16 protein-coding genes and 1 other RNA gene are annotated in these 15,237 nt (G+C 38.0%); 3 read left to right on the top strand and 14 right to left on the bottom strand.

The genetic code is table 11. The features are described 5' to 3' along the window. Positions 1-100 precede the first annotated feature (100 nt). The 10 genes from prpB to ilvD all read right to left on the bottom strand — a co-directional run bounded on the left by prpB (position 101) and on the right by ilvD (position 11,151). A complete protein-coding gene (prpB, locus tag KSU66_RS04900) occupies positions 101-1,003 on the bottom strand; it encodes a methylisocitrate lyase (RefSeq protein WP_269050300.1) in 903 nt (300 codons plus the stop codon). Positions 1,004-1,160: 157 nt separating this feature from the next. Further along, complete coding sequence (locus tag KSU66_RS04895; RefSeq protein WP_269050299.1) at positions 1,161-2,669, bottom strand: tripartite tricarboxylate transporter permease; 1,509 nt, start codon at positions 2,667-2,669, stop codon at positions 1,161-1,163. Positions 2,670-2,684: 15 nt separating this feature from the next. Further along, the gene (locus tag KSU66_RS04890; RefSeq protein WP_269050298.1) at positions 2,685-3,128 is read right to left on the bottom strand and encodes a tripartite tricarboxylate transporter TctB family protein; all 444 of its coding nucleotides are present in this window, start codon (positions 3,126-3,128) and stop codon (positions 2,685-2,687) included. Positions 3,129-3,220: 92 nt separating this feature from the next. Beyond that, entirely contained in the window at positions 3,221-4,201 is a 981-nt protein-coding gene (locus KSU66_RS04885; protein WP_269050297.1) for a Bug family tripartite tricarboxylate transporter substrate binding protein, read from the bottom strand. A gap of 155 nt (positions 4,202-4,356) precedes the next feature. Next, complete coding sequence (locus KSU66_RS04880) at positions 4,357-5,031, bottom strand: response regulator (protein ID WP_269050296.1); 675 nt, start codon at positions 5,029-5,031, stop codon at positions 4,357-4,359. 14 nt (positions 5,032-5,045) lie between these two features. Continuing rightward, positions 5,046-6,551, bottom strand: a complete 1,506-nt coding sequence (locus tag KSU66_RS04875; protein ID WP_269050562.1) for a sensor histidine kinase — start codon at positions 6,549-6,551, stop codon at positions 5,046-5,048. A 369-nt stretch (positions 6,552-6,920) separates the two neighbouring features. Then, positions 6,921-7,790 (bottom strand): YitT family protein, encoded by an 870-nt coding sequence (locus KSU66_RS04870; protein WP_269050295.1) that lies wholly within the window; start codon positions 7,788-7,790, stop codon positions 6,921-6,923. A 120-nt stretch (positions 7,791-7,910) separates the two neighbouring features. Beyond that, positions 7,911-8,684 carry a 2-keto-4-pentenoate hydratase gene (locus tag KSU66_RS04865; protein WP_269050294.1) on the bottom strand — a complete coding sequence of 258 codons (774 nt, stop codon included), beginning with the start codon at positions 8,682-8,684 and terminating at the stop codon, positions 7,911-7,913. Positions 8,685-9,086: 402 nt separating this feature from the next. After that, positions 9,087-9,326: an indolepyruvate ferredoxin oxidoreductase subunit alpha gene (locus KSU66_RS04860; protein ID WP_269050293.1), complete on the bottom strand. Its 240-nt coding sequence runs from the start codon at positions 9,324-9,326 to the stop codon at positions 9,087-9,089. A 139-nt stretch (positions 9,327-9,465) separates the two neighbouring features. Next, positions 9,466-11,151 carry a dihydroxy-acid dehydratase gene (ilvD, locus tag KSU66_RS04855; RefSeq protein WP_269050292.1) on the bottom strand — a complete coding sequence of 562 codons (1,686 nt, stop codon included), beginning with the start codon at positions 11,149-11,151 and terminating at the stop codon, positions 9,466-9,468. Between the two features lie 145 nt (positions 11,152-11,296). On the opposite strand from ilvD, the gene KSU66_RS04850 reads away from it, so the two are divergent. After that, the gene (locus tag KSU66_RS04850) at positions 11,297-11,854 is read left to right on the top strand and encodes a DUF1273 domain-containing protein (RefSeq protein ID WP_269050561.1); all 558 of its coding nucleotides are present in this window, start codon (positions 11,297-11,299) and stop codon (positions 11,852-11,854) included. Between the two features lie 46 nt (positions 11,855-11,900). On the opposite strand, the gene KSU66_RS04845 is transcribed toward KSU66_RS04850, so the two are convergent. Beyond that, complete coding sequence (locus KSU66_RS04845) at positions 11,901-12,050, bottom strand: hypothetical protein (protein ID WP_269050291.1); 150 nt, start codon at positions 12,048-12,050, stop codon at positions 11,901-11,903. Between the two features lie 88 nt (positions 12,051-12,138). Between KSU66_RS04845 and ssrS the strand changes: the two genes are divergently transcribed. Next, a non-coding RNA gene (ssrS, locus tag KSU66_RS04840) (6S RNA) lies at positions 12,139-12,329 on the top strand. Positions 12,330-12,415: 86 nt separating this feature from the next. Here the strand turns inward: ssrS and KSU66_RS04835 are convergent. Next, positions 12,416-13,210, bottom strand: a complete 795-nt coding sequence (locus KSU66_RS04835) for a VLRF1 family aeRF1-type release factor (protein ID WP_269050290.1) — start codon at positions 13,208-13,210, stop codon at positions 12,416-12,418. Between the two features lie 181 nt (positions 13,211-13,391). On the opposite strand from KSU66_RS04835, the gene KSU66_RS04830 reads away from it, so the two are divergent. Continuing rightward, positions 13,392-13,586, top strand: coding sequence for a hypothetical protein (locus KSU66_RS04830; RefSeq protein ID WP_269050289.1), 195 nt, complete (start codon positions 13,392-13,394; stop codon positions 13,584-13,586). A gap of 66 nt (positions 13,587-13,652) precedes the next feature. On the opposite strand, the gene KSU66_RS04825 is transcribed toward KSU66_RS04830, so the two are convergent. Further along, positions 13,653-14,255 carry a hypothetical protein gene (locus tag KSU66_RS04825; RefSeq protein ID WP_269050288.1) on the bottom strand — a complete coding sequence of 201 codons (603 nt, stop codon included), beginning with the start codon at positions 14,253-14,255 and terminating at the stop codon, positions 13,653-13,655. A 65-nt stretch (positions 14,256-14,320) separates the two neighbouring features. Then, complete coding sequence (gene metA, locus KSU66_RS04820) at positions 14,321-15,229, bottom strand: homoserine O-acetyltransferase MetA (RefSeq protein WP_269050287.1); 909 nt, start codon at positions 15,227-15,229, stop codon at positions 14,321-14,323. Positions 15,230-15,237 lie beyond the last annotated feature (8 nt).

Genomic DNA, 15,237 nt, shown 5'->3' with positions numbered 1-15,237 from the left:
TTATACACTACATTTCAAGAACTGTCCGTTTCAAACGAAATACCCGTCTTAAAACGTAAAGACGTTTTAAGACGGGTAGTAATGCTTTACTCATGGAAATTCACTCTGGAAGTACTGTCTTTGCAATTTGTTCATCAAGATCCTCATACTCATGAAGACCTATTGTGTCATAAAGTTCTTTTCTCGTTTGCATCATATGCAATGCATCTTTTTGTGTGCCTTTATCAAATACTTCCTTGAATATAAGTTCATAAGCTTTTGCCGCAACCCGTAAAGAAGTTACCGGATAGATAACCATTGCATACCCAAAGGATTCAAATTCATCCGCTGTAAAATAATCGGTTCTTCCAAATTCGGTCATATTCGCAAGTAAAGGTACGTCGAACTCTTTACTCACCAATTTAAATTCATCTTTCGTCGTGAGTGCTTCAGGGAACAATGCATCCGCGCCCGCCTCAACATATAGACGCATGCGATTGATTGCCGCATCCATTCCTTCAACCGATAACGCGTCCGTTCGTGCTACGACGATGAGAGACGGTGCAACTTCTTTAATAACCTTGATCTTTTGAGCCATTTCTTCCGCAGAAATCAACTTTTTTCCATTCAGATGACCACACTTCTTCGGTAAATCTTGATCTTCAATTTGAACTGCGGCAACACCAGCCTCTACCATTTCCTTGGCAGTTCTTGCAACATTCAATATACCCCCAAAACCTGTATCAATATCAACAAGAATCGGTAAATCGGTCGCACGAACGATTTCTCTTGCACGTTCCGCTACTTCTTGTGAATGAAGAATTCCAATGTCAGGAAGCCCCCTACTCGCAGTGAATGCCGCTCCCGATAAATAAAGGGAAGTAAAACCAGTATTTTTTGCGACAAGCCCTGACATCCCATCATGCGCTCCAATAATTTTCAAAATTGGTTTAGCGGTAATCATATGTTTAAATTCAGTTGCGAGTTCAATTTGCGTCCTCTGTTTCTCAATTAACCAAGTCATTAAAAATCCCCATTTCTTATAATTTTTCTTTAACCATAGATATTGAAATAAAGAATCTCCCTAAAAAAGATTGTTGAAACGGCTTCATTTCACCCTATATATCAACAGAACCCCCATGAAAATAGTGTCTTTTCAAGGGGGCATCTTTAGCCGTTTCTTATCGACTCATGTTTTTATTTAATTTTCTCTTTTTAATAAATGATGAAAGGAACGGATATCCTAGAGATACAATTGTCATAATCGTAAGCGATATTGTAATCGGTGATGCAACAATTAAACTCAGTGGATTACTATTTGACACAAGACCCATTCTAAAGTTTTGTTCCATATCCGAACCAACAATTACCGCCAGTATTAATGGTGCAACTGGGAACTGAAGAATTTTCATAACAAGACCGATTAGACCGAAAATGATAAGAATAATGAAATCTGTCATGCTGAAGTTCAACGTATATGTACCCATAAATGCTAGCAAAAGAATCATTGGATATAATGTTTTTGGGGGCGTGTCAAGAATTTTGACAAGCAATCCAACGAGTGCAATATTCAAAACAACAAGGAAAATATTTCCGATGAACATACTATTAATGAAAGTCCAAACCATGTCTGGGTGATTTTCGAATAATAGCGGACCCGGCTTCATTCCAAGCATTACAATCGCTCCGAGAATTACAGCTGTTGTACCTGAACCCGGGATTCCCATCGTCAACATTGGAATAAATGCTCCAACAGACGCCGCATTATTGGATGACTCAGGTGCCGCCAATCCTTCAATCGCTCCTTCACCAAATTCTTCAGGATGCTTAGAAATTTGCTTTTCAAATGAATAACTAATCATCGATGCAATTGCACCACCGGCACCCGGCAATACACCGACAAGGAAACCAATCGGGCCGTTACGAATCATTGGCCATTTCGAGCGCTTCCATTGTTCTTTTGTAATCCAAATTTTCCCGACACTTTTCTTCGTTCCAACGGGACGATCAATTGTTAAATAGTTATATAATACTTCACCAACAGCATATATACCGATGATAACGACTAGAAAATCGACGCCATCTGCAAGGTGAGGGTTACCACCCGTGAAACGATAAACACCTGTCTGTAAATCGATACCAACTGTACTTAGTAAAAGTCCCAGCGCCATCGCAATGAATCCCTTCACCATTGCACCTTTTGCTAATGCAACAATCGCGGAAAGTGTGAAAATCATAAGCAAGAAATATTCAGCTGGACCAAACTTCAATGCAAATTTTGCTAGTGGCTGTGCAAGTACAATGAAACCTACAACCGCCACAAGCCCACCGATAAGAGACGCAATGGCTGAGATGGCCAATGCCTGGCCTGCTTGACCTTTTTGTGCCATTGGATAACCGTCAAACGTTGCCGCGATGGCTGAACCATCACCCGGTACGTTCAAAAGAATTGAACTTCTTGATCCACCATACATTGCACCGTAATAGATTGACGCCATAAGAATAAGTGCACTTGTAGGATCCATTCCGAATGTGATAGGTATGAGTAAAGCGATTGCCGTTGCAGGCCCAAGACCCGGAAGCATTCCAACTACTGTTCCTAGAAATCCTCCCAAAGCAATCCAGAATAAGTTATTCCACTGCATTGCAACTTGAAAGCCTTCAATAATATGTTGTGTATCTATTCCCATTTTCGTGACTCCTTCCTACGGTAAACTTACTTGCAATAAAACTGCGAACGAATACCATGTTACAAATGAAAAAACAACAGCAATAATAATATTGTAAACCCACTTTTTTCTACCGTTTAATAAGAACATTAATCCACCTAAGAAAATTATTGTAGAGTATAAGAAACCTATTCTTTCAAATAAGAACGTATAAATAAGCATAAGGACTATAGTAACAAGTAGGTAAAGCGGTGCTTTTCCTTCTTTCATTATGTGAAACTCTTTAAATTCTTCTTTTCGAAGACGCCATTCTTGAAAGAAATAAACTATGCTCGAAACAATTAGAAGTGCGGCAATTATGATTGGAAAATATATTGGACCGTTTGGATCACCGAGTCTAGATTTCGGTAAATTCAAGGTCGAAACTAAATAGATAAAACCGACAATCATAAAGAATAATGGTGTTGCAAACCTTAGCATCTTTTTTCTCCTTTCCTACTAGCACTCAACTAGCTCAACCAATTAAAAAGGATGGGTTCATATAATGAACCCTCCTGTCTAATTAATACAAATTAATCAATCAATCCAGAGTCTTTAATTAGCACTTCATAATTAGTTTCTTGTTCCTCCAAAAATGCCTTTGTTTCTTTACTATCTTTGTAAAATAATTCCCACTCATTATTTTCCATTATCTTTTTCCAAGCGTCTGTTTCGACTAATTTACTTATTACCCCATCCCAATAAGCAATTTGTTCTTCCGTCATATTAGGTGGTCCGACGATTCCTCTCCAGTGAGGAAATACCATGTCGACGCCTTGTTCTTTCCATGTAGCTACATCTTCCAATCCTTTAATACGTTCTTCGGAAGAAACCGCAACAATTTTGAATTTACCAGCCTCATGTTGGTCTATAAACTCTGAAACTGAAGAAGTTCCGACGTCAACATGTCCACCAAGTAAACTTGTCACTACGTCACCGCCACCTTCATATACAAGAAAGTTCAACTTCGTAATATCGACGCCGTATGTTTTAGCAGCTTGGACAAATGACAGATGGTCATTATTTCCAAGTCCCGGAGCAATTCCGATTTTGATAGAAGCAGGATCTTTTTTCAACTGTTCCATTAACGCTTGCCCATCTTCATATGGTGAATCATTGGGAACCGCGATTGAAATCCATTCAGTCGTTAAAATGGCAAGAGGAGTTAGATCCTTAAACGTCATATCACTTTTACCTAGTAGATTGTTCGTTAATATAAGACTTGAGTCAATTGCTAAACTGTGTGCATCTTTACTTTGCAAGTATTTCCAACCAACTTCCCCGTTACCGCCGGGTTTGTTAACAACATTAATGTTTTGATCGACAAGTTTTTCATCCGTCAAAATTTTCTGGATTGCTCTCGATGTCGCGTCATATCCACCACCTGGTGATGCTGGTGCAATTAGCTCAATATTTTTCGAAGGGAATTCCTTATCGCTTCCCGAACCTCCAGCAGAACACGCCGATAAAACAAGCACTATTGATAAAGTCAATAGCATAAGTATCTTTTTCAAATCTCTCCCACTCCTTAAATGTGTTTTCTAAGTTATAAGATAATAGTACATTATTATTTTCTTATGTAACCGTTTACAATTTAAAGAAATATAAAAACCTTAGTTACATTTTGTTCATTTAGTCCAAAATAAAAGAGCATTCTCATAGAGAACACTCAAAGGTGGAAATATTTTCTTTCAGGCCTTCCGACAATGCCATATTCAAGCTCGGCTTTCATCTTCCCCGTCGATACTAAATGCTCCATATATCTTCGGGCGGTTGTCCGGGAAGCCCCAAGCAAATCGCCCATTTCCTCGGCGGTCGTCCCATCGGGTAAATCCTTTACAACTTCAAGAACTTTAGCGAGCGTCAGTTCATTGATCCCTTTTGGGAGCGCCTCTTTAGACATTTTTTCTGTTTTGGTATTTCTAAAAAAAACGTCGATCATTGTCTGATCTACATATTCAGTTGATTTGATTAATTTCTTTTGATCTTTATACAGCCCGATAACATTTTCCAATTTTTCTAATTGAACCGGTTTAATTAAATAATAAAAAACGCCTGCCTTCATGCTTCGTTCAAGCAAACTAGTATCACGGGCAGCTGTAATCATTATGAAATCTAAATGCTCATATGTTTTTTTTAACTCAATTACCAAATCAATTCCTAACTGGTCGGGCATATAGACATCGACAAGTACAAGGTCGACTTGATGGGTTTCGATAAAACCCCAACTTTCCTTCGCACGAAGTGCTTTTCCAACAACTTTAACGCCTTCGATGTTCTCCAGAAATTGCTTGTGGATTTCAGCAATTCTAAAGTCATCCTCTACAATTAATACATTAATCATTCCTAACTTCCTTCCTATCGTTCTTCTTTCGGAATATAAACCGAAAAAGTAGTTCCCGAAACACCGCTTGTCACTTCTATATCCCCACCCAAACTTTGAACAATCTTCTGAACATTTGCCAAACCAAATCCATGATTCGATTTCTTTTTCGTCGTAAATCCTTGGTTAAATACGTCGTAAACTGAGTCCGTTTGAATACCACGCCCATTGTCGGTAACTTCTATAATAATATCTTCACCTATATCAAGTGCAAAAAAATTGATTTCGCCATTACTTTCAGTAGCTACCGCTTCAAATGCATTATCAATAAGATTTCCAATGATAACCGTTAACTCTCCTGTTCGAATAAATGACGGTAGTTTTTGGAGACTACTATTTTCATCTAAAATAAATGATAATTTCAATTCCGAGGCTTTACCCATTTTCCCTAAAATAATTGCTTGCACATTCGGATCTTTTATATGCTCAAAAACAAGACGATTTGTATGCTCACTTACCTCAATTTCTTCTTGAATCATTTGGATAGCTTCGTCAAAATTGCCTAATTGAAGAAGACCCGAAATAACATATAGCTTATTCGTAAATTCATGTGTTTGTGCCCGTAAATTATCGGAGTATTTACTAACCTCAAAAAGTTTGTTTACTATTCTGTTCATTTCTGTACGGTCTTTAAATGTAATTACCGCACCTTTATGATCAATTCCTTCCCTTAATGGAACCGTATTCATAATGAGGACTTTATCTTTCACATTCAACTCAAATGTGGATCGGACTTCATTTTTCACTAGCAGTTCATCAGTTATAAAGCTCGGAATTACCGATTGAATTGGTTCGAAAATATGGCTACTAGCCAAACCTAATATCTCTTTAGCCGCTGTATTCATCAACGTAATATTCCCAGAAGCATCAATCGCAATAATTCCTTCACTTATCGATGAAATAATAGCATTTCTCATACTATATAATGAAGCTATTTCCTGTGGTTCTAATCCTAACGTATCTTTCCGAATACTTTTGGCTAACCAAACGCTTGATAATATGGCGATAATAAAGATAACTATGGAGATGCTAAGAAGTTTTTTCGCTCGTTCAAATATAGCATTATGTAAACCTTCAACTAAAAATCCAACTTTAACAGTTCCAATAATTTGGCTGTCAAAATAGTATATAGGAGCTACCCCTATTACAGCCAAATCCATTACTTCCGACGACATGGTTGACGCATATCCCCCAAAAACAATCGAAGTATACTCGTCTTTGAATGGAACGACCTCACCTATTTTGCTTTCATCCGGATGGGTTATTATTTGCCCATCCTTATTTTTCACAATGATAAAAGAAGCTCCTACTTGAGATCCATAATAATCAATAACCTGTTTTAATACGTCACTTTTCTCAGGGTTGATGACTGAGGCTTGTACAGTGTCCATATGGGATATTAACTTTGCCGTTTGCAAACTATTCTCTTTCGTTCTTTCAAAAGTCCGGACGTAGTCTGTGTAAATAAACAAACTTAACATAAGTACTATAATAAGAAATATCAAAGATACGACCATGACAAGAATTTTCCTTTGTAATGATCCCGTAAACATGTAATCACCATTCCTAGATCTTTTTCGAATCCTATGTTTCTCTATTATAGCAAGTTCCCATCAATTTTATCGTATTTTTTGAAATTGTCATACTTCAACAGGATGCAAATAGGAATTAGATATGTCGAATGAAAGAATACTACCAAAAATGCCGGGTGCCCGGGGATGCCTTCTGCGGAAAGAGGGCCAATTCAACGTATATATTAATCAATTTACTTCATACGAATAGAACTCTTAACATATAAAAAAAGGTCAGCGATTTTCCGCATGACCTTTCCACTACTATGGATTAACTAATTAGACCTCGTCTTTATCCAATTGTGCTCTTGAAAAACCGCGACCTAATATTTCAGACGCATTTATAAATATGACAAAAGACGTCGGTTCTTTTTTTTGAACGACCTTTTTAAAATAAATCGCTTCCGCTTGTTCTACGACACATAAAATCATTGTTTTTTCTTCATTGGAATAGCCGCCCAGTGTTTTAACTTTTGTCGATCCCCTATTAATTTGATCTTTAATAATTGCTTGGATTTCTTCTTCTTTGTCTGTAATAATGAGAATCAATTTTGTAGGGGACGTTTGTAACTGGACAAAATCGATCACTTTACTTGTCACGTAAATGGCTATCATCGCATACAGAGCAAGTTCGAAATTGAAAACGAACGCAGATGTGATGACAACAAGTCCATCGACAAGAAGCTGCGAGAACCCGCTTGATAGTCCCGTAAACTTCTTTAACACTTGTGCAATCATTGCTGTACCGCCTGTTGACCCGTTTCCGCGGTATACAATGCCTAATCCCACACCAAGCATAATGCCACCATAAATCGCACTTAACAGCGGATTATCTATGGCCAATTTCAGATCCGCTGTTAACCAAATAACAAACGGAACAAAAGTCGTCCCGACAAGCGTTTTCATGCTAAAATCTCTACCAATTACAACGACTCCTACAATTAGTAAAGGAATGTTAATGGCCCACTGAACATAAGCAGGATTCAATTGAAAAAGTTCGTATAAAATCGTACTTATTCCCGACACACCGCCTGCCGCAAGCTTTGCCGGTAGTAAAAAGATATTAAACGCCAGTCCGACGAGAGCCGCCCCAACTAGTACTTGTACATATTCAAAAGCGACCGAATTTTTAAATTTACGGACTGCCATATTTCATTAACCCCTTTCGATAACGCTTTATCCATTCTAACAATAAACTTAGAATAGTCCTAGACAGAAAAAGCATCGTTACAACCTAGTAAAGGTCGCAACAATGCTTTAGGGCCCCTATTACACTACATTGAGAACGACTTCCCCGATGCCTTCAAACACAGCTTCGTATGTACCTTTCTTCAAAATCTCAGGCATGATAAACGTACCAGACGAAATAATCATTCCTTTTTCAAGTATTAAGCCGTTCGTTGCAAGTTCGTCTATTAACCACTTTACCGAATGAAGTGGATTACCAAGCACTTCACTTGAAGATCCAGAAGCTATTTGTTTTCCATTCAACGTCAATGTACCTTTAATCGTTCCCAATTGCTCAAAAGTAAGGCCTTCCACCGGCGTTCCAATGACCACTTTTCCCGCAACTGCGCTATCGGCAATGACATGCCCCAATTGGAGCTTTGGAAACCAGTCCGCAAAACGGGAATCGGGAATTTCCAATCCGGGTGCAATTGTCGTCTTTTCTAAAATTGTTTGGAAACTGTCTTCTTTTGATAGATTTTCTTTTACTATGAAGACAAGTTCCAATTCAATAAGTGATGACAGCATGTCTTCAAGTTTTATGGATCCCCCGGAAATACTTGTTTCGGTAAAAGCCCCATATAACGGTGTTGTTGATTGGAATAAGTTTTGTGTCTCCCTGCTCGTTAAACTGATTTTATATCCTTTAAGAGGATCATTTTTTTCAGTTCCTTTTTTATCTGTAACAATTTTTTGTATACGATAACCGGTAGCGTTGTCGATTGACACATCAAAATCTTCTTTGTATATCGGTTGCTTATTCTCATACGTTTCATATAATCTATCAGCGAGTTCTTCAAATAATTTGTTTGTCATTATAGCAGCTCCCTAATCTAAGTATTATAACTATTCTAACTCAGTTTCAGAATACTTCAATGTGTTTGACAAAACTCATTAGCTATACTATAATTAAAGAATTAACTATTAAGGTAGCAGGCAAGACTTGATATTCTGGCATTCTACGTAATGTTTTTGAGAACACTTATTCACACTGGCGCGACTATAGGGTCGTAAGGACGTAAAAGTAGGTAGGGTTTACGTTGCTTAAGTTAGAAGACACCCAGTGGAACAATGACCGCGGTACGGAAAGTTCGTTACTTTCTTAAGGAAATGATTCTCCCGATTGTTCGGGATGGAAAATTACAATCAAAACTTTTGTTACTTTAATAAAATATCAAAGGGCTACTCTCATTACGAGAGTAGCCCTTTTCCAATTTGTTATGAGATATTGTAAAATGTTTTTGCTTTTTCTAGAAACGGTAAATCCTCAGTAAGCAAATCTTCTTCGTGATAAATCGCCTCAACTGGACAAGCTGCCACACAAGCACCACAGTCTATGCACGTATCAGGGTCAATAAAATATTGATCTTCACCAAGTTCTATACAATCAACTGGACAAACCATGACGCAATCCGCAGCTTGTTCAGTAATACATGCCGATGTAATAACAAATGCCATAACGAGTGCCTCCCTTCTTTAATTTGTTTCTAAATATAATTCTAATATACTTCGACCCTTTTGAACAGTCCAAAAAAACAAGTACTAAGTTCAGACACAATTCAAATTATGAATTGTGCATAACTTAGTACTTAGAAGTTTATCTATTAAAATAATCCGTTACTGCCCCAATTGACGAACATGACACGTTATGCGCATATTTCCCTAGCACACCACGAGTGTGTAATGGGCGCGCTACCCATCCTTCACGACGTTTCGCAAATTCTTCTTCGGAAACATCGACTGAAATTTCTTGTGTTGCCGAACTAACCGTCACGATATCGCCTTCTTGCAAGAAAGCAATCGGTCCGCCGACTTGTGCTTCTGGCGCAATATGTCCAACGACTAAACCGTGTGTCCCTCCAGAGAAACGACCGTCTGTCAGTAATGCAACTTTCTCTCCCAATCCTTTACCTACAAGAATTCCAGAAATAGAAAGCATTTCCGGCATACCCGGTCCACCCTTAGGTCCAACGTGACGAATAACTAACACGTCACCTTCATTAATTTCGTTTTTCATCACTGCTGCTGTTGCTTCTTCTTCCGTATCATACACACGTGCTGGTCCAGTATGCGTTGTTACAGATACGCCCGACATTTTTGATACAGCTCCGCTTGGTGCTAAATTTCCTTTTAGTATAACAAGTGGCCCATCTTCACTGAACGCTTTATCAAAAGGCATAATGATTTTTTGTCCTTCTGCTAAATCAGGTGCTTCCGCCAAGTTTTCTGCAATTGTTTTCCCTGTAACTGTTAAGCAGTCCCCGTGTAGGTAACCCGCTTCTAACAACATCTTCATAACCGCTTGGACGCCACCGATGCGGTGTAAATCTTCCATTACATATTTACCACTTGGTCGCAAGTCTGCAAGATGCGGTGTTTTCTTTTGAATACGATCAAAGTCTTCCAACGTCAGATCGATTTCAATTGCATGTGCCATTGCAAGTAAATGAAGTACTGCGTTCGTAGAACCACCGAGTACCATTACGACGGTCATCGCATTTTCAAATGCTTCTTTTGTCATAATATCTTTTGGATAAATACTTTGTTCCATCAAGTTGTAAACAGCTGCGCCTGCCGCTTCACAGTCCGCTAGCTTATCTGCTGAAACTGCCGGGTTTGATGAACTTCCTGGTAAACTCATTCCCATTGCTTCAATGGCGGAAGACATTGTATTCGCAGTGTACATACCACCACAAGATCCTGCACCAGGACATGCATTACATTCGATTTTCCGTAACTCTTCTTCGTCAATTTGACCGTTATTCAATTGACCAACACCTTCAAATACAGATACAAGGTCAATGCTTTCACCGTGAAGTTTTCCGGCTGCGATTGTGCCGCCGTAAACAAAAACGGAAGGTACGTCTGAATTTGCAATGGCAATCATACAGCCTGGCATGTTTTTATCACAACCACCAATTGCGACAAGCCCATCTAAACTTTCGCCACCTACAACTGTTTCAATTGAATCAGCTATTACATCACGGCTTGGTAAAGAATAGCGCATGCCTTCTGTTCCCATTGAAATACCGTCAGCAATTGTAATCGTGTTAAAAATCATTCCAACTGCGCCAGCATCCGTTGCACCCTTTTTCGAAGCAATTGCTAGTTTATCAATATGTATATTACAAGGTGTTACTTCACTCCAAGTACTTGCGATACCTACCATTGGTTTTTCGAAATCTTCATCAGTTACACCAACCGCACGTAACATTGCCCGGTTTGGCGCCCTCATCGTTCCTTCACTAAACACTTTACTATTAATTCTTAAATCTTTTTTCATTAAAAATCCACCTCTTCCATTCTCTTATTATACGATTAACTATTTTAAAGTTCAATGTTTTCTATCAGCTTACCGATTTAATCACACATTTATTTCGAATTAATGATAAAATAGAGTACTATTTACAAGTTGGGAGGCATATATAATTTTAAAACGATTAGTTGTGACCGGATATAAACAACATGAGCTTGGAATCTTCGACGACACGCATCCCGGAATTCGATACATAAAAAAAGCATTAACAAGCCGACTTGTTCCTTTACTCGAAGATGGACTAGAGTGGGTTATTATAAGCGGTCAACTCGGTGTTGAAACTTGGGCGGCTGAAGTAGTACTTGAACTTAAAAAAACGTATCCCCAGTTAAAATACGCTGTCCTTACACCCTTCCTTGAACAAGAAAAGAATTGGAATGAAACAAGACAAGAGACATATCGCTCAATTATTGCGCAAGCAGATTATCATAATTCTCTTACCCAAACGCCATATGAAGCACCTTGGCAGTTTGTCGAAAAAAATAAGTTCTTCATGCGCAATTCTGACGGGATCCTTATACTGTACGATGAAGAAAATGAAGGTTCTCCCAAATTTATTAAACGGGCCGCCGATCGCTACGCTGAACGTTCTGAATACCAAGTACTTACGATTACACCAGATGATTTACAAGCGATTGCTGAAGATGAACAAATGAACGAATGGTTCTAATTAAAGATAGATCCCATCATAATTCATGATGGGATCTATCTTTAATTTACTTTTTTTCATCCGTACTTCCATTATTTTTTTTACCCACATCGTTTTGCCCAATTACTTTTAAATCATCAACGCTTCTGTCATAACCGTAAACATATTCTTCACGATCTTTTTGATTATCTTTGTTCTTACTTTTATCATTAACCAAGAAATATCTCCTCCTTTAACAATAGCTTGTTCAAATGAGCGGAAATTAGTCCCATTGATTGTCAGATCAAGTTGATGTACAATATAAATACAGGCTGCGTTGTTCGTACAGATATTAAGTTTCAACCTTTATGCTGTAACAGGGAGTTTTAATTGAGACGCTAATGGCATGCCCCGTTCTTTAAACAACGGGGACAGACAAGATCGTTTCTGCAAACACCCACTTGGAGAAGTGGTGGTTTGAAACTTTCGTATGGAGTACGGCAAAGGCGGCTTATACAATTATAATTTATGACCAGTTTCCTTCGGGAGGCTGGTTTTTTTATTGGAATAAAATAGCTATATTTATTGTTGATGAGTAGGTTGTTATTTTTCAAACACCTGGTGTAGGACATCGTTCGGTTTACTGTTATTGAGATTTTTATAAATACAACTCGCTGGTTTGTCTCGCAACGTTTCAGCGAAAGCATTCGCCATTTCGGCTTCGCCCGACACGTGAATTTCTTTCCAGCCTCGTTCTTTCTTCAATCGCTCTACAACTTTTCCCATGTCTTTAAAAAACCTATTTAAGTTTTCTTTCAGCCTAGGCTCCAATCTGTCTATGTGGATGTTTCCAATTGCCGGGTGATTGTCGTCTGTCACTTTTTTCTTTTCGCCCCACACTTCAAGATTCGGATCGAAGTTATAAATAAGTTCATCTTTTACGGACCCCATTGCAGTATCTAAAATTCGTACTTCACCAAAACTCGGTAAGACAACGCCTGCTTCGGGATATGCTTTGTACATATATTCCATCTCTTCAAGTACAGGATGATTTTCCCAGTGAAAGCTTGTTTTCACTGGAACTTGCACATAATGCACCGACCATAATTCGGGATCTGTCGATGCAAAAATAACGACTCCTTTACTCAAATCATTTTGATTGCCCTCAATTTCTTTTACTACTTTATCATTTATTTTTTTGAACGCTTTTAGCTCACTTTCATCTCCCGAAGCTGATAAATATTCACCAATCCGTTTAAATCCATTTTTCAAATGCAGCCTCCAGCCACCATTAAGCTGATTTGGGTCTCCCGGATGAGTATTCAAATACACACTTAACACACAGCGGTCCTCACATTGAAATTCTTTTAACGTTTGAAGTTCATTAATTAAAGTCATAAGTCCTTTGCCTCCTTCAGTTTTACATCCCCATTAGCTTACCCTTTACCCGTCAAGTCTAAAACGTATTTTTTAAGTTGAATGTTTGTATACATTTACGGATTTTTTATAATTATTCTAGACTAAAATAAAATTCTTGAGCCATATTAAGACGAGTTCTAAAATGAGAGGAGTTTTAAACTTGGGAAGAGACAATCATAAAGGTGCTAGCAATAATTCGGCTTCCTTACCGCAAACGCCAAAAAATCAAAAAATCAAACCTGGTGCTATGAAAGAAGAAATTTCACTTGAACTGGCAGAACTTGGGAACCTGAAACCTAAACAAGAACCAATGACCCAAAATCAGCGGGACAAAAGCGAAAGGGAAAAGCATTAACCATCAAAAGTACAAGCAACAAAAAAGGTCTAGCATTTGTCGCTAGACCTTTTTCTCTTCCATTAATTAACCATCTTCTTTTTCATTTGTTTTCAAAATAGTTTCCTGGTGTCTTGGGCTTTTCATTAATTTATTAATATAAGAAGTCGCATCGTTATATCGTCTTTCTATTTTCTCCGACAAATAATTTGTCCGTTCGAAAAGTGAAAATCTAAAATGATCGAGTTTGCTTAACACTTTTTCCGACAATACTTCCTGTATATCTAATCGATTTGCCAAATCATTTTGCATTTTTTCATGTTCGGCGAGTTGAACAGACATCTGTTGTTGCACATCATGCTGTTCATCCACCTTCAAAAAAACCTCTTTATTGGTGGACTCGTAATTTTTCAACCTGATTTTTAAATGCTCTTGCTGTGAATTCAATTTGTGAAGTTTATTTGATTGGGTATAGACTTTTTCCGTTTGTTTCTCAAGTAATTCGCCTTTAATATGAAGCGAATTTTCGAGGTTTCGTAAAGATTCTTGTAAAACTTCATTATTCCTCTGCTGTTCCTTCACCGCTTCCAACAATAAATCTTTTTTAAATAACTGCTGATTCGGTGCCGGGATGTTTACATTGTTTTTAAATACTTCCGGATGCTTTTCATTATTAATAAATAACGCCAATTTTACTCCCCCTAATTGCACGTATTCCAATATCTTATGCAATACACTCGGGGTTTTGTGAATACTTATTTCCACTCATACGGAGTTTCTTGGTAAACATAATAGTTTAGCCAATTCGAAAACAATAAATGGGTATGTGAGCGCCACGTATTCAGTGGTTCTTTGGTTACATCGTCATTTGGAAAATAGTTTTCCGGTACATCTATTTCTATACCTTTTTCCAGATCGCGACCGTATTCTTCAGCCAGAGTATCTGCATCATACTCAAAATGCCCCGTAACCATAATATTTTTTTCGTCGTTCGAAATCACAATGAATGCACCCGCATCATCTGATTTTGCAAGCAGTGTTAATCGCGGATCCTTTTCGATTTCATCTTTTGCAATTGAAGTGTACCGAGAATGAGGGGCATTAAATTCATCGTTGAAACCGCGAACGAGCTTGATTGTCGGGTCTGATACCTTATGAGAATAAATACCGAAGCATTTCTTCGGCAATTCATATTTTTCGATTCCATAATGATGGTAGAGCGCCGCTTGTGCTCCCCAACAAATATTTAAAGTGGAAGTGACATTTTCCTTGGACCACTCCATAATTTCTGTTAGTTCTTCCCAATAGGTTACTTCTTCAAATTGTAAATGTTCAATTGGGGCACCTGTAACAATCATTCCATCGAAGCGTCGATTTTTAACTTCTTCAAACGTGTTATAAAATTCGTCCAAATGTGATTTACTAACGTTTTTCGACTTATGTGTCGCCATGTTCATAAATGTAACATTTACTTGTAAGGGGGTATTACCTAATAATCTTAATAACTGTAACTCCGTTCTTTCTTTTTCAGGCATTAAGTTGATTATTAAAATATTTAACGGTCGAATATCTTGCTCAATTGCACGATTTTCATCCATGACAAATATTTTTTCCTCTTGTAATCGTTGTCGTACAGGTAGCTTTTCAGGTATATTAATCGGCATTTATTTTC

Source organism: Sporosarcina sp. G11-34 (genome assembly GCF_026931025.1).
The sequence above is the reverse complement of the archived record's forward strand: the minus strand, read 5'-3'. Positions and strand labels throughout refer to the sequence as shown.

Excerpts from the sequence above, each read along its gene's own strand:
- KSU66_RS04835 (WP_269050290.1), bottom strand. The coding sequence starts at position 13,210 with ATGACTTTAATTAATGAACTTCAAACGTTAAAAGAATTTCAATGTGAG.
- KSU66_RS04875 (WP_269050562.1), bottom strand. The coding sequence starts at position 6,551 with ATGTTAAGTTTGTTTATTTACACAGACTACGTCCGGACTTTTGAAAGA.
- KSU66_RS04870 (WP_269050295.1), bottom strand. The coding sequence starts at position 7,790 with ATGGCAGTCCGTAAATTTAAAAATTCGGTCGCTTTTGAATATGTACAA.
- metA (WP_269050287.1), bottom strand. The coding sequence starts at position 15,229 with ATGCCGATTAATATACCTGAAAAGCTACCTGTACGACAACGATTACAA.
- KSU66_RS04880 (WP_269050296.1), bottom strand. The coding sequence starts at position 5,031 with ATGATTAATGTATTAATTGTAGAGGATGACTTTAGAATTGCTGAAATC.
- KSU66_RS04895 (WP_269050299.1), bottom strand. The coding sequence starts at position 2,669 with ATGGGAATAGATACACAACATATTATTGAAGGCTTTCAAGTTGCAATG.
- KSU66_RS04890 (WP_269050298.1), bottom strand. The coding sequence starts at position 3,128 with ATGCTAAGGTTTGCAACACCATTATTCTTTATGATTGTCGGTTTTATC.
- KSU66_RS04860 (WP_269050293.1), bottom strand. The coding sequence starts at position 9,326 with ATGGCATTTGTTATTACATCGGCATGTATTACTGAACAAGCTGCGGAT.
- prpB (WP_269050300.1), bottom strand. The coding sequence starts at position 1,003 with ATGACTTGGTTAATTGAGAAACAGAGGACGCAAATTGAACTCGCAACT.
- KSU66_RS04865 (WP_269050294.1), bottom strand. The coding sequence starts at position 8,684 with ATGACAAACAAATTATTTGAAGAACTCGCTGATAGATTATATGAAACG.
- ilvD (WP_269050292.1), bottom strand. The coding sequence starts at position 11,151 with ATGAAAAAAGATTTAAGAATTAATAGTAAAGTGTTTAGTGAAGGAACG.